This is a genomic window from Thalassospira lucentensis (assembly GCF_032921865.1).
In the GTDB taxonomy this organism is placed as follows: domain Bacteria; phylum Pseudomonadota; class Alphaproteobacteria; order Rhodospirillales; family Thalassospiraceae; genus Thalassospira; species Thalassospira lucentensis_A.
The window spans coordinates 3,032,020-3,045,675 of the sequence record NZ_CP136684.1 but is presented as its reverse complement, the minus strand read 5'-3'; the positions used below and the strand labels follow the sequence as shown (position 1 = coordinate 3,045,675).

Genomic DNA, 13,656 nt, shown 5'->3' with positions numbered 1-13,656 from the left:
AAGAAATCACAAATAATGATACGCAGGGGGACTGACTGCCGTGTCGAACAGCTTTGTCGAACTTAACAATGTCCGGCTTCGTTACAGCGAAGGTGACGATCTGGCATTGGAAACAACAAACATGAAGATCAACAAGGGCGAATTTATCGCCGTTGTCGGTCCTTCGGGATGTGGCAAGTCATCGCTGCTGAAACTGGTATCGGGACTGATGCCACCCAGCGAAGGCACGGTTATCGTCGATAACAAGGAGGTTTCCGGGCCGCTTAAAATCGTTGGCATGGCATTCCAGAACCCGACCCTTCTGCCATGGCGCACGACCCTTGATAACGTGCTGCTGCCGATGGAAATCGTCAAACCGCATCGCAACCGCCTGCGCAAGCACCGTGCCGAATACGAAGACCGCGCGCGAAAGCTTCTGGCCAGTGTCGGGCTTGCCGGGCATGAAGACAAATATCCGTGGGAATTGTCGGGCGGGATGCAGCAACGCGCATCGCTTTGCCGGTCGCTGATCCATGAACCCGATCTTCTGATGCTGGACGAGCCGTTCGGCGCGCTTGATGCCTTCACCCGCGAAGAGCTTTGGGACATCCTGCAAAATCTTTGGATGGTGCGGCCCTTTACCGTCATCCTTGTGACGCATGATCTGCGCGAAGCGGCCTATCTGGCCGATACGATCTATGTGATGTCAAAGCGCCCCGGCATGATTCTGGTGCAGCGGGAAAACACCCTGCCCCGCCCGCGGGATCAGGAAACGACATTCACGCAGCCTTTCACCGATCTGGTCCACGAATTGCGCAGTCACATCCGTGACGTGCGCGCGGCATAACGGAAGGCTTTGCATCATGACCAAGAAAAAAGACTTCGCGAAAGCAACACCGTGGCTCAGCGCAATCGGGCTTTTTGTTTTGTGGGAACTGATCGTGCGGATTTTCAATATCCCGGTCTATGTCCTGCCAACACCGTCCGAAAGCATCATGGTCGGCTGGGAATTTCGGGCCGCCATCTGGATGCACGCGCTTCAGACGCTTTATACAACGCTTGCGGGCTTTGCCATTGCGGTTGTGTTTGGCGTCATTCTGGGGGCGCTGGTGGGGTCGAGCAAGGCGGTTTACGACGCGGCCAATCCGCTTCTGGTCGGGTTTAACTCGGTCCCGAAGGTCGCCCTGGTCCCGGTCCTTGTGATGTGGTTTGGCATCGGCACGGTTCCGGCGATCATTACCGCATTCCTGATTTCGTTCTTCCCGATTGTGGTCAATGTGGCGACCGGGCTGGCGACCCTTGAACCCGAATTGCGCGATGTGTTGCGATCCCTTGGCGCGACGCGACGCGATATTCTGGTCAAGGTCGGCTTCCCGCGTGCAATGCCCTATTTCTTTGCATCGCTCAAGGTCGCGATCACGCTGGCCTTTGTCGGTTCGGTGATTTCGGAAACCGTCGCATCGAACCTTGGCGTCGGTTACCTGATGCTGTCGGCATCGTCGAAATTCAACATGCCGCTGGTATTTGCCGGGTTGCTGGTGATCGCGGTGATGGGGATTGCGATGTACGAGCTGTTTAACATCATCGAACGCCGGTCGACCAAATGGGCCAATCGCGGCAATCCTGCGAATTAATAGCTGGCTCCGCTTAGATACGCAAAAGGCCGGGAAAACCCCGGCCTTTTTTATATGCAGACGATTGTATTGACGCCTAGGACAGATGGGTATCAAAGAAGCCCATCGTGCGTTCCCACGCCAGCATTGCGTCCTCGGCGTCGTAACGCCCGCCGGTCGGATTGGCAAAGGCATGATCGGCCTCGTACCAGAAAATCTGATAATCGGTTTTTCCGGCTTCCTTGAGGGATTCCTCAAACCCTTCGACCATCGGCTTGTTGATGCTTTTATCAAGCGTGCCGAAATGCCCCATCAATGGCGCGCTTAGCGTCGAGACCTGTTCGGCGGTCTTTTTGACATTGCCGTAATAGACCACAACCGCATCGACATCGGCGGCAAGCCCGGTATTGAGCGACCAGCCCCCGCCAAAGCACCAGCCAACCGTTCCGACCTTGCCGGTTGAATCCTTGTGATTTTTCAGGAATTTGACGGATTCCTGCAATTTTTCGGTGGCAATCGCCGGATCAACCGCCGACATCAGGGCCTTGGCCCCGTCCGGCGTGGTCGCAGCCGGTTTGCCATACAGATCAACCGCAAGCGCGATATAGCCCTGCTTGGCATATTCGGCGGCAACCGCACGGATCTGATCATTAAGCCCCCACCATTCATGGATCAGAATGACGGTCGGGGCCGGAAGGGTTGCCGGCATGGCAATTTCGGCGGTCATCTTTTCCCCGCCCGGCGTTGTGATCGTCACGGGTTCGAGCATCGATCCGGCGGCATGGGCCAGAATCGGGTCGGCCAGAACGACTGCGAGTGGCAGGGCAACCGCCCCCTTCAGGAACAGACGGCGATCTTCGTCCGTGGCCTTGGGCGGCGGGCCGAGATGGTCGTTTACACCACATCCGTCAAGCGTGCACATATTCAAGCCTCCTCTGTCTTGTTACGATCAGGCGTTTTATCAGGTTGTATTTTACATGATGTTCTTCGCGTCATCATTTCGCAAGATGCGAAGAGTTTGCAAATCACACTCGCGTCATAAATCCCTGTCATTGCAAAGAGTACGCGCCCAAATCCGTTACGGATCAACCCCTTGTATGATCATGTCGGCAATTGTCATCAAAATGCCCCCTTGCCCCGGCCCCGCTTGCCTGCTTTAACAAGCCGACTGCAATCGTGCTGCAATTCATCCCGAGGAAATCATGCGTACTATCGAAACGGTTCTTTTTGATCTGGGCGGCGTTCTGGTCGATTGGGACCCGCGGCATCTGTATCGCAAGATTTTCAACGACCCGGCCGAAATGGAACGCTTCCTGACCGAGATATGTCATCCGCACTGGAATTTCCTGCATGACAAGGGTGCGCTTCGCTTTGCCAAATCAATCCCCGATCTTCAGCATCGCTATCCGGAATATCATGATCAGATCGCGGCATGGATGGACCGCTGGCCGGAAATGATGAAGGGGTCGATTGACCGCACCGTTCATATTCTTGAAGAACTGAAATCGCGCGGCAATGTGCGTTTGTTTGCCCTGACCAACTGGTCGGCGGATACTTGGCCACATGCGATTGAACGGTTCGGTTTCCTAAGCCATTTCGAAGGCATTCTGGTATCGGGTCAGGAAAAACTGGCCAAGCCCGACCCACAGATTTTCGATCTGACGGCAGCACGTTTCAAACTTGATCCGCGCGAAACCCTGTTTATCGATGACAGCGAAAAGAACATTCAGCAGGCGCGCGAAATGGGCTTTGCCACCCACTGGTTCCGCGATCCGATCCGCCTGCGCCGCGATTTGATGGAATATGGCCTGCTTTAAAATCAGTCAGTGCCGCTTGGCCGTCAGGTAATTGGCAAAGCACTGTTCGAAAACATATTTCCAGCCGCTTTCATACCCGTCGCGGACCATCGGGGCGATTTCACCCAGATTTTTCCAGTCCCAGTGTTTGAGCCGGATCACGCAACGGCCAAAGGCATTCTGCTCGAACGTGACGCTGATGCGGGTATAGGCCCCCTCTTCCCAGCCGGGATGCCAGGTAAAGGCAATATGCTCGCCCGCCTGCCAGATATCGACAGTCCCCCAGACCACAGGGTCGCGGCCCTTGGCATGTTCAACGATCCTGCCACCAAGCCCGGGATTCATCTCGACCGATTTGCAGTTTTCGCGCGCCAGTGAATGGCTGTCGGTCGGCCACCAGTTGCCAAAACCGTTGGTGAATGCCTCGAACGCATATTCGGGCTCGACCGGGACGGTAATTTCGACCCGGATCGGCTTTAAATCGTCGTCTTTGTGATCGGCTTCAGGCAGCATCACGGCCAGTTCCCCACATGGTTTCCAGCAATCCGGGCAACTGATCGAAATGATCAATCACGGCATGCGCCCCGGACTTGTTGAGCGTTTCAACATCGTGATATCCCCAACTGACGCCAATGGCCAGCATTCCGGCCGCCCGACCCATTTCAATGTCATAGGCCGTATCACCAATGATCACCGCATTGGGCGCATCGACACCGGTTTCATCCATCGCCGCATGCAACATCGATGGATGGGGCTTGGATGGATGATTGTCGCAGGTCTGAAGGGTAACAAACCGTCCTTCAAGCGCGTTGCGCGCCAGAACCGCATCAAGCCCGCGGCGCGCCTTGCCCGTCGCAACGCCCAAAAGCCAGTTGCGTGTGTCAAGCTCGGCCAGCATTTCGCGCACACCGGGGAAAAGCGGTTCATAGAAATCCGGGGTCTGGCGCAATTCAAGGAATGCCGCCTTATAGGCCGCGGTAACGCCTTCGATAATCGCGTCATCAAGCATGCCCGGTGCGGCAAGCTTGCGGATCGCTTCAGGCAGGCTCAGACCGATGATGGTACGTGTCTTTTCAAGGCCGGGGCAATCAAGGTCATGTTCAGCAAAGGCATGATCCATGCAATGCGCAATCGCATGCTGGCTATCGACCAGGGTGCCGTCACAATCAAATACCACAAGCCTGAGCGGATCATTCGCCATCAAAAGTCATCCAGTTCTGTTTATATCGGGCCGGAGATTATTCCAAACTTCGCCAAAGATCGAGTCTCTAGCCAATGCAATGCGGACGCATTTTTTGCTATGCGGCAAGCAATGGAAACCACTGGTGAATTTCATCCCGCTTCCGAACACCCCAAGGTAGGGATACGATAAGAGGGTTGGCACGCGAACTGCGGAGGCAAATATGCTCACGCTTCGGGACTGCATCGATTTCAGCGATCTGCGCGAAGAAGAAATTCTCGCGATTGCCGAGTGTGAACACATCCCCCTTCTTACCGCCCTTGAGGAAGGCGAAAGCATGGTGCACACACCACGTGGCCGCAAACGGATCGCGGTCATGATCAAAAGCCAGGCCGAAATCTGCGAACGCACGGGAAACACGGTTCACGCCCAGCATTTACGCCGGGTTCACGATGCGTTTGTTAACCGTTTCGGTAAAATGGTCGCGCGCCTGTAACCAAACCATTTGTCATCAACACCGTTGACAGGGACGAAAAAGCCGACGCACTGCGTCGGCTTTTCGCGTTTGGGAAAGCTTTTTCGAACACCTATCTTTTGCGTGTTCTCGACGGTTTCGGCTTTGGCTTTACTTCCCTTTCCCGGTGGATTTCCGGGGTCAGGAATTTGGTCGGCGTTTTCGGATCGAAATTCAGCGCCTTGATGGTTGCGCTGAAATGTTCGGGCACGGGGGCCTCGATCACGACCCGATGGCCGGTCACCGGATGGGGAAAATCAATCGCACGCGCATGCAGATGCATCTGGTTTGACAGACCATCCATAAATGCTTTGGCCCCGCCATATTTACCATCACCAAGGATCGGGCATTCCATCGCTTGGCAATGGGCGCGCAACTGGTGGGTACGACCGGTCAGTGGCGACAGGGCAAGCCACGCCGCACGACGTCCGGCTCGGGCAAGCTGACGATAAATCGTCTGGGCCGATTTGCCCTCTTTCTCGTCGATCATCATCTTTTCGCCGCCCTTGCCGCCATGTTTGGCAAGCGGCGCATCAATCAGGCCTTCGCGTTCGTCGGGTGCGCCGGTAACAATCGCCCAATAAAGTTTGCGCGTGGTTTTATCCTTGAACGCCTTGGTCAGGGCATTGGCCGCCGATGCCGAACGTGCCAGCAACAGGACGCCACTGGTGTCCTTGTCAAGACGGTGAACAAGCTTCGGGCGTTCCTTGCTATCAAGTTTCAGCGCATCCAGCATGCCATCGACATGCAGGTCGGTATTGGTCCCGCCCTGCACCGCAAGCCCCGCGGGCTTGTTGATCGCAAGAACCACCTCGTCATAGAAAATGACGGAATCGCGCAGCGCCTGAAGCTCTTCCTCGGTCGCATCCGACTTGGACGGGCCTGATTTCACATGCTGTGCCGCGTTGGCTGCATCGTAATTGCCTTCGGCCCACGGCCCCAGTCCGCCACCCGACATGACCGGTGCGGGTGGAACACGGACTTCCTGACCGGGCTCAAGCCGCTGATTGGCCTTGGCACGTTTGCCATCCACACGGATCTGGCCGCCACGCAGCAGCTTCTGAACCTGCCCAAAGGTAAATTCCGGGCAGTTCCGCTTGAACCAGCGATCAAGCCGCATTTCGGCTTCGTCATTCTTAACCTTGCGCAGAGTGACACCACTCATTGCAGAACTCCCCTTACCAGCGCGATTGCGCCGAACAATGCTGCGATGCCAACGCAGACCGAAACAGCAACATAAAGCCCCGAAAGACCAAGGTTGCCGCGTTCATATAAGGTCGCGACATCGAGCGAAAAAGTAGAAAACGTTGTAAACGCCCCCAAAAAGCCGGTCACAAGGAAGGCCCGCATTTCAGGACTGAGCGATAGCTTGACCGCCGAAAGCTCGATCAGAAGCCCCATGACAAAAGACCCGACGATATTGACCGTCAACGTCCCCCAGGGAAAACCGTGACCAAGCGTCGCTCCCATAAAGGCCGAAACACCATATCGGGCAACCGCCCCGATAGCTCCGCCCAATGCGATGGATGCGATAAACAACGGTGAAAATTGCATGGCGCGGAACCTAGTCTTTCGGTTTTGAAAAGTCACGTGTGAAAACATCATAGGCGGGTCGCATGTGATAACCATCTGATTTCCAGATATCACAAGTTATCTTCTTGCCAGAAAACCTATTTCGCTTTTATTAGTTTTCCCTACTTAAAATTGAGGGGGGACGGAAATGAAATTAAAACAGGCAAAGTTGCTACTCATCGCCGGACTGACACTAACGCTCGGAGCTTGTTCGAGCAAATACCGTGTGGATAACCACGAAGTAATGACCACCGTGCCGCCCGGCAGTTCATATTACGTCATGTTGCCGAAAGATGGCATTTACGGAGCAACAAACTACAACAATTCCGGTCAGATGCTGGTTCAAGTTGTTCGCAACAAACTAAGCCCCTTCAGCAGCAAGATTATCTCAGCCTCTACAGTAGAAGCTCGTGAAACCGCGTTTGCAAACGCGGCAAAAGATGACCTTGATTATTTGATCGAACCGGAAATTTTGCATTGGGAAGATCGTGCAACGGAATGGTCAGGACGCCCGGATCGTATTACAATAAAATATCAGGCCTTTGATGTGCGAACACAGGCTATGCTTCTGACAACCACCAGAAGCGCTAGCAGCAAATGGGCATCCTTAGGTGGTGATCATCCACAGGACCTTTTGCCAGTTCCTACCGAGGAATTTGTGGCAGCTTTGCTCGGAAAAGCGACCAATATCGAAAAGTAATCCAAAGATTTAAAGGCTCGCACCATTTGATCTGGAGTGAGCCTTTTCGTCTTTGTCGCGCTTATCATACTCAGTTCTTCGGCGCTGCCTGCTGACCGATCAGGGCAACGGTTGCCGCCATCCATGATTTCAGACGTTTTTCATTCTGGCCGAAATCGTCATTGCCATAAACCGACCGGGAATAGGCAAAGACACGACTGCCCCCCTGTTCGCTGGGGATGACTTTAACATCAACCCAGTCGGGAAAACGGAATATTGGTGTCCGGGCAAGGAAACGCAGTTCAAGCGACAGGCCATCGCCTTCAACCAGTTTCATGCCCAGCTCGCCCGCCGTTGCCTGCAAGGCGGTTGCAACGGTATCGGGTGCGGCGTCAAATGCCGGGCTTTGGGCATTCCGATGCGTCGATGGACATGCTTCAAGCGGACAGATCAGGAAATAGGTCGGCGACTTTGGCAGCTCGATATCCGGGCCCAGGCTGATATCCGCCGGTTCTCCTGCGACCAGCATACTATCGAGCAATCCGCTAAAACGGATCACCGCAAAAGTCAGCCCGCCAACAAACAGAAGCCATGCAAGTACAATCGCCAAGCGTTTCACAAAAATTCCCCGTTCCCGTTTTGTGAGACCTGCTCTAACGCAGGACTCCCTAAATACCGGTTAATTGTTGTAATTCGTCAAGTTAACAAATGCAAAAAAGCCCGAACGAGATACTCGTTCGGGCTTTATCTGGAAACCAGCAAGCCACATCGGGGGGGGGGGGAATGGGTGCGACTATCGATTTCCGCGGGCAACAGGCAGTGCGTTATGCCGCCTTCGGAAGCGGTGCGGCAGCAACATTGGCAATCGCGCGTTCCATGGCTTCCTCGGCATTTACCGCGAAACCGGATGCATCAATAACATCAACATCGGAAATACCGACAAAACCAAGAACCTGTTTCAGATACGGGGTTGCGAAGTCCGCCGGGCTGTTGACCGGAACGCCACCGGTGGCAACAACGATATAGGCTTTCTTGCCTTCAAGCAGGCCTTTCGGGCCGTTTTCGGTATAGTTGAAAGTCACGCCGACACGGGCGATCAGGTCAACCCATGCCTTAAGGGTCGACGGAACCGAGAAGTTATACATCGGCGCACCGATGACAACGACATCGGATGCCTGAAGTTCGGCAACCAGTTTGTCGGAAACGGCGATCACGTCTTTCTGTGCGCCGGAACGGTTTTCAGCCGGGGTATAGAACGCGCCGACAATCTCGCCGGTCAGGGCCGGGATCGATTTATCGTTCAGGTCACGTTCAACAACGTTGGCAGCCGGGGTTGCGGCAACAATGCGTTCGATCAGCTTGGATGCGATCTGGCGCGAATTGGAATTTTCGCCGTTAACCGAGGCATTGATATGCAGGATCGAAGTCATGTGAATTCTCCAAGTCCGGGTTTGTTTCTGTTGCCCTGACTTTAACAGTTTCCATGACGATGATTATCTGATGTCTTTTCACCAGATTGTTGACCAAAAGAGAACAAAACACCTGCCGGTTAGTCTTCACCGCGCTGCTTTTGACGTTCACGGCGCAATTTGTCGAAATATTCGACCCGCTTTTTCAAATCACGTTCAAAACCGCGTTCGACCGGTTCATAAAAACTCTGACGGCGCATGCCGTCGGGAAAATAATTCTGCCCGGAAAAACCGTCTTCCTGATCATGGTCATAGGCATAGCCGGTGCCATAACCGATATCCTTCATCAGCTTGGTCGGGGCATTGAGGATATGGGCCGGCGGCATCAGCGACCCGGTATCGCGCGCGACCTTCAATGACCGTTTATAGGCGGCATAACCGGCATTCGATTTAGGCGCCAGCGCCAGATAGATCACCGCCTGTGCCAGCGCCAGTTCACCTTCCGGGCTTCCGAGGCGCTCATAAGCTTCCCACGCCCCCACGCAAATCTGCTGCGCCTGCGGATCGGCAAGTCCGATATCCTCGACCGCCATGCGGGTGATGCGGCGCGCAACAAATTTCGGGTCCTCGCCCCCGGCCAGCATGCGGTTAAACCAGTACAGGGCCGCATCCGGGTCCGACCCGCGCACCGATTTATGCAGGGCACTGATCAGGTTGTAATGACTGTCATCCCCCTTGTCATAAAGCGGCATGCGCTTTTGCACGGTGCGCGACAGTTCGGCAACGCCAAGCGGTCCATCATCACTGGGCGGCAGCAAAAACAGTTCTTCGGCAAGGTTCAGCAAATAGCGCCCGTCACCATCGGCCATGGCACGCAGCGTGACCCGTGCCTCGGGTGACAGGGGCAACTCGAACCCCATTTCCTTTTCCGCCCGCACCAGAAGTTCTTCAAGGCCCTGATCATCCAACCGTTTAAGCACCAGCACCTGACAGCGCGACAGCAATGCCGCGTTCAGTTCGAACGACGGGTTTTCGGTTGTCGCCCCGATCAGGGAAATGGTGCCGTCTTCAACGAATGGCAGGAAGCTGTCCTGCTGGGCCTTGTTGAAACGATGGATTTCGTCGATGAATAACAGGGTCGACGCCCCGGTTGCCCGCCGCCCGCGTGCCCGGTCAAACACCTTGCGCAGGTCGGCAACCCCGGAAAAGATCGCCGATAGCGGCTCAAACGCCATATCGGCAACATCGGCCATCAGGCGGGCCAGAGTTGTCTTGCCACAGCCGGGCGGCCCCCAAAGAATCACCGATGGCACCCGCCCGGTATTGATCATCCGCGTGATCGGCCCGTCATCCCCAAACAGGTGCCCCTGCCCGACGACTTCATCCAGCTTTGCCGGACGCAGCCTGTCGGCCAAGGGCCGGGATGCCTGACTTTCAAACAGTGATACCATGTGGGGCCTTTGATCCTTGGTAAGCGTTGCGGCGGCCGGTTACAGCGTGAATTCAGCGGTCAGAACCTTGCCATCGCGTTTGACCGCAATCGACCACTCACGGGCGCGTTCGCCAGCCTTCACAACTTCCTTCAGGCGGGCGACCGTGTCAATCGGCACCCCATTGACCTCGACGATATAATCGCCGGGCTGGATGCGCGCGCGCCGCGCAAGGCTATCGCGTTTTACAGCAAGGACGACCACACCGTTGCTTAGCGTATCGATGCCGATTTCATCGGCAAGTGCCGGGTTCACATTGGCGATTTTCGATCCGCTGAACGGATTGCGGCCTTCGACCTCGGTTTCTTCGCGCGCCGGCAGTTCCGGGGCGACTTCAAGCGGCATCCGAAGCATCACTTCCTGCCCCTTGCGCAGCACGGAAAGTTCTGCATCGTGATCAAGCTCCAGCGTCGCGATACGGAATTTAAGCTCGTTCGGGTTATCGACCGGCAGACCGTTCACCGCAATCACGACGTCACCGGGCAGAAGCCCGCCCCGATTGGCCGGGCTGCCCTGGCGTACTTCGTTGATCAGAACACCGTGCGGACGATCCAGATCAAGCGACGATGCCAGATCGGCGGTCACCGACTGCCCGGCTGCTCCCAGCCACGGGCGACGCAAATCGCCACTGATCAGGCCGCGCATCACCACCTTGACCATATTGACGGGAACGGCAAAACCAATGCCGTTCGACCCGCCCGATTTGGTAAAGATTGCCGAATTTACCCCGATCAGCTTGCCATCAATATCGACAAGCGCCCCGCCGGAATTTCCCGGGTTGATCGCGGCATCGGTCTGGATAAAGGATTGGTAATCCTGCCCCGTAACACCGGCACGTGCCAATGCGGAAACAATGCCGCTGGTGACGGTCTGCCCGACCCCGAACGGGTTGCCGATGGCAAGGACCAGATCACCGACTTCGACCGCGTCGGAGTCGCCAAGGGTAATCGCCGGCAATTCATCCTTCACATCGCGCAGGCGCAGAACGGCAAGGTCGGTGCGTTCGTCCGAACCAACCAGTTCGGCATCGAATTCACGATTGTCATGCAGGACGACGCGAATTTCGCTGGCCCCTTCGATCACGTGATGATTGGTCACGATTGTGCCATCCGACGAGACAATCACCCCGGAACCAAGTGACCGCTCCACCCGTTGGCGCGGTGCGCCGAATGCCCCGCCGAAACGGTCACCAAAGAACTGGCGAAAGAACGGATCGTTGAAAAACGGGCTGCGCTGCTGGGTGGTGACGACCTTTTTGGTATAGATATTGACCACGGCCGGGGCGGTTTGCTTCACCAGCGGCGACAGGGACATCTTTATTTCGGTCTGGCTTTCGGGCAGGCGCCGATCCTGTGCCGAGGCCAACCCAATCTGGCCAAACATGGCCCCCGATACAATCATGATCCCGGTCATGACGGTCGCAATCAATCGTGCCTGCACGTCGAACTCTCTCTTTTCTTCATAAAGCCAGCGCATCTATCCCTTGATAGAACAAAATCGGCCGTATCAAGGGATACATGCCCCGATCAGGGCGGAAAACAGTCTGGTCGGGTTCTAGATCCCCGACAGAAATTAGGGTGATCAGGATTTGCGCGCAACCTTGGCGGAAATATGATGAATTTCGAAATATTTCCAATGCGCGATAATGACAAAAGAAAACGGGCGGTACCATTGGCACCGCCCGTTTCTATCTTAAAGGCCGAAACGTTGCTTATTCAGCAGACGCTTCTTCGCCTTCGCCCTCTGCTTCAAGGCGAGCACGGTCTTCCGCGCCTTTTGCTTCCGGGTTGCGATCAACGAGTTCGATCACAGCAACCGGAGCAGCATCGCCATAACGGAAGCCAGCCTTGAGAACGCGGGTGTAACCACCCGAACGCTCTTTGTAGCGATCAGCAATTTCGCCGAACAGCTTGGCAACGACTTTCTCGTCACGCAGGATCGAAATGGCCTGACGGCGTGCATGCAGGTCGCCCCGCTTGCCCAGCGTAATCAGTTTTTCGACATACGGGCGAAGATCCTTGGCCTTCGGAAGAGTGGTTTTGATCTGCTCGTGGGTGAGCAGCGAAACCGCCATGTTAGAGAACATCGCCTTACGATGGGACGACGTACGATTAAGCTTACGGCCTTGCATACCGTGACGCATAGGAACTCTCCTTATTGCCTTGGCTTCGCTCACGAAACCGATTGTGATACCGCGCCGCCACCCTGATTAAATCAGGTCATGCACGTGCGGTTTTGGGCACCAGCCCGCCAGAAATTCCGAAAACCGGGTTTCTGGTTGGGGCAGAACGCCTGCCCCGGCAGTCCAAAGTACCGACCCGAAGGCCGAAGATCCGTTCTTAGAACGGGTCTTCGAACTTGCGAGCGAGTTCTTCGATATTTTCCGGCGGCCAACCGCCGACTTCCATACCAAGATGCAGACCCATCTGAGCCAGAACATCCTTGATTTCGTTCAGCGACTTACGACCGAAGTTCGGCGTACGAAGCATTTCTGCTTCGGTTTTCTGAACCAGATCACCGATATAGATGATGTTGTCGTTCTTGAGGCAGTTTGCCGAACGGACCGACAGCTCGAGCTCGTCGACCTTGCGCAGCAGATTGCGGTTGAACGGCAGTTCGTCTTCTTTCTTCTCTTCGACAACCGCTTCCGGCTCGTCGAAGTTGACGAACAGCGACAGCTGGTCCTGAAGGATACGGGCAGCAAGTGCCATTGCATCTTCCGGGGTGACCGAGCCGTTGGTTTCAACGGTCAGCGACAGCTTGTCATAATCGGTATCCTGACCAACACGGGTGTTTTCCACCTTGTAGGCCACTTTACGGATCGGGCTGAAGATTGCATCAATCGGAATAAGACCGATCGGCGCATCCGACGAACGATGCGAGGTCGCAGCAACATAGCCTTTACCGTTATCAACGGTGAATTCGATGTTCAGCGTCGCACCATCATCAAGATGGCACAGCTCGAGATCCGGGTTAAGGATTTCGATGTCGGCACCGGTTTCGATCTGACCCGCGGTGACAGCACCCGGACCGGTCGCTTTAAGCGCCATTTTCTTCGGACCTTCGGCATGCATGCGCACACCCATGGTCTTGATATTCAGGATGATGTCGGTGACATCTTCACGCACGCCCGGGATCGACGAAAATTCGTGCAATACACCGTCGATCTGGATCGCAGTAACCGCCGAACCCTGGAGCGACGACAGCAGAATGCGACGCAGCGCGTTACCCAGAGTCTGACCAAAACCGCGCTCCAGCGGTTCCGCCACGATCGTACCGATGCGGCTGGCATCCGTACCCGGAGTAACATCAAGCTTGGTCGGCTTAATCAGTTCCTGCCAGTTCTTTTGAATCACGAGACCCACCTTCGCAACTGGAGCCTATGGTAAGGGGGGCACAAAATTGGCCCCCGCGAGAAACGCGA

16 protein-coding genes are annotated in these 13,656 nt (G+C 55.5%); 5 read left to right on the top strand and 11 right to left on the bottom strand.

The genetic code is table 11. From position 1 onward, the window contains the following. The first annotated feature begins 40 nt into the window (after window positions 1-40). Both R1T41_RS14775 and R1T41_RS14770 read left to right on the top strand, forming a co-directional pair. Window positions 41-826 (top strand): ABC transporter ATP-binding protein, encoded by a 786-nt coding sequence (locus R1T41_RS14775; RefSeq protein WP_062958929.1) that lies wholly within the window; start codon window positions 41-43, stop codon window positions 824-826. A 16-nt stretch (window positions 827-842) separates the two neighbouring features. Next, window positions 843-1,613, top strand: a complete 771-nt coding sequence (locus R1T41_RS14770; protein WP_062952353.1) for an ABC transporter permease — start codon at window positions 843-845, stop codon at window positions 1,611-1,613. Window positions 1,614-1,689: 76 nt separating this feature from the next. On the opposite strand, the gene R1T41_RS14765 is transcribed toward R1T41_RS14770, so the two are convergent. Continuing rightward, window positions 1,690-2,514 (bottom strand): dienelactone hydrolase family protein, encoded by an 825-nt coding sequence (locus R1T41_RS14765; RefSeq protein ID WP_062952352.1) that lies wholly within the window; start codon window positions 2,512-2,514, stop codon window positions 1,690-1,692. A 280-nt stretch (window positions 2,515-2,794) separates the two neighbouring features. Between R1T41_RS14765 and R1T41_RS14760 the strand changes: the two genes are divergently transcribed. Next, complete coding sequence (locus R1T41_RS14760; RefSeq protein ID WP_062958926.1) at window positions 2,795-3,409, top strand: HAD family hydrolase; 615 nt, start codon at window positions 2,795-2,797, stop codon at window positions 3,407-3,409. A 6-nt stretch (window positions 3,410-3,415) separates the two neighbouring features. Here R1T41_RS14760 and R1T41_RS14755 read toward each other — a convergent pair whose 3' ends face one another. Both R1T41_RS14755 and R1T41_RS14750 read right to left on the bottom strand, forming a co-directional pair. Continuing rightward, a complete protein-coding gene (locus tag R1T41_RS14755) occupies window positions 3,416-3,901 on the bottom strand; it encodes an SRPBCC domain-containing protein (protein ID WP_062952350.1) in 486 nt (161 codons plus the stop codon). Continuing rightward, on the bottom strand, window positions 3,891-4,589 hold the full coding sequence (locus R1T41_RS14750) for an HAD-IA family hydrolase (RefSeq protein WP_317337638.1): 699 nt from the start codon (window positions 4,587-4,589) through the stop codon (window positions 3,891-3,893). Before R1T41_RS14750 ends, R1T41_RS14755 begins: the two co-directional genes overlap by 11 nt. A 202-nt stretch (window positions 4,590-4,791) precedes the next feature. On the opposite strand from R1T41_RS14750, the gene R1T41_RS14745 reads away from it, so the two are divergent. Then, the gene (locus tag R1T41_RS14745) at window positions 4,792-5,064 is read left to right on the top strand and encodes a hypothetical protein (RefSeq protein WP_317337637.1); all 273 of its coding nucleotides are present in this window, start codon (window positions 4,792-4,794) and stop codon (window positions 5,062-5,064) included. A 91-nt stretch (window positions 5,065-5,155) separates the two neighbouring features. Here R1T41_RS14745 and R1T41_RS14740 read toward each other — a convergent pair whose 3' ends face one another. Next, the gene (locus R1T41_RS14740) at window positions 5,156-6,247 is read right to left on the bottom strand and encodes an RluA family pseudouridine synthase (RefSeq protein WP_317337636.1); all 1,092 of its coding nucleotides are present in this window, start codon (window positions 6,245-6,247) and stop codon (window positions 5,156-5,158) included. Beyond that, complete coding sequence (crcB, locus tag R1T41_RS14735) at window positions 6,244-6,636, bottom strand: fluoride efflux transporter CrcB (protein ID WP_062958923.1); 393 nt, start codon at window positions 6,634-6,636, stop codon at window positions 6,244-6,246. Before crcB ends, R1T41_RS14740 begins: the two co-directional genes overlap by 4 nt. 166 nt (window positions 6,637-6,802) lie before the next feature. Between crcB and R1T41_RS14730 the strand changes: the two genes are divergently transcribed. Beyond that, on the top strand, window positions 6,803-7,354 hold the full coding sequence (locus R1T41_RS14730) for a DUF4823 domain-containing protein (protein WP_317337635.1): 552 nt from the start codon (window positions 6,803-6,805) through the stop codon (window positions 7,352-7,354). Window positions 7,355-7,424: 70 nt separating this feature from the next. On the opposite strand, the gene R1T41_RS14725 is transcribed toward R1T41_RS14730, so the two are convergent. From R1T41_RS14725 to R1T41_RS14700, 6 genes are all read right to left on the bottom strand, one after another. Beyond that, entirely contained in the window at window positions 7,425-7,952 is a 528-nt protein-coding gene (locus tag R1T41_RS14725) for a DUF1499 domain-containing protein (protein ID WP_317337634.1), read from the bottom strand. 205 nt (window positions 7,953-8,157) lie between these two features. Further along, entirely contained in the window at window positions 8,158-8,763 is a 606-nt protein-coding gene (locus R1T41_RS14720; protein WP_062952344.1) for an FMN-dependent NADH-azoreductase, read from the bottom strand. 119 nt (window positions 8,764-8,882) lie between these two features. Continuing rightward, window positions 8,883-10,193: a replication-associated recombination protein A gene (locus tag R1T41_RS14715; RefSeq protein WP_317337633.1), complete on the bottom strand. Its 1,311-nt coding sequence runs from the start codon at window positions 10,191-10,193 to the stop codon at window positions 8,883-8,885. 39 nt (window positions 10,194-10,232) lie between these two features. Further along, entirely contained in the window at window positions 10,233-11,708 is a 1,476-nt protein-coding gene (locus tag R1T41_RS14710; protein WP_247742104.1) for a DegQ family serine endoprotease, read from the bottom strand. Window positions 11,709-11,943: 235 nt separating this feature from the next. Then, the gene (gene rplQ / locus R1T41_RS14705; protein ID WP_007091482.1) at window positions 11,944-12,375 is read right to left on the bottom strand and encodes a 50S ribosomal protein L17; all 432 of its coding nucleotides are present in this window, start codon (window positions 12,373-12,375) and stop codon (window positions 11,944-11,946) included. 196 nt (window positions 12,376-12,571) lie between these two features. Next, window positions 12,572-13,588 (bottom strand): DNA-directed RNA polymerase subunit alpha, encoded by a 1,017-nt coding sequence (locus R1T41_RS14700; protein ID WP_007091483.1) that lies wholly within the window; start codon window positions 13,586-13,588, stop codon window positions 12,572-12,574. Window positions 13,589-13,656 lie beyond the last annotated feature (68 nt).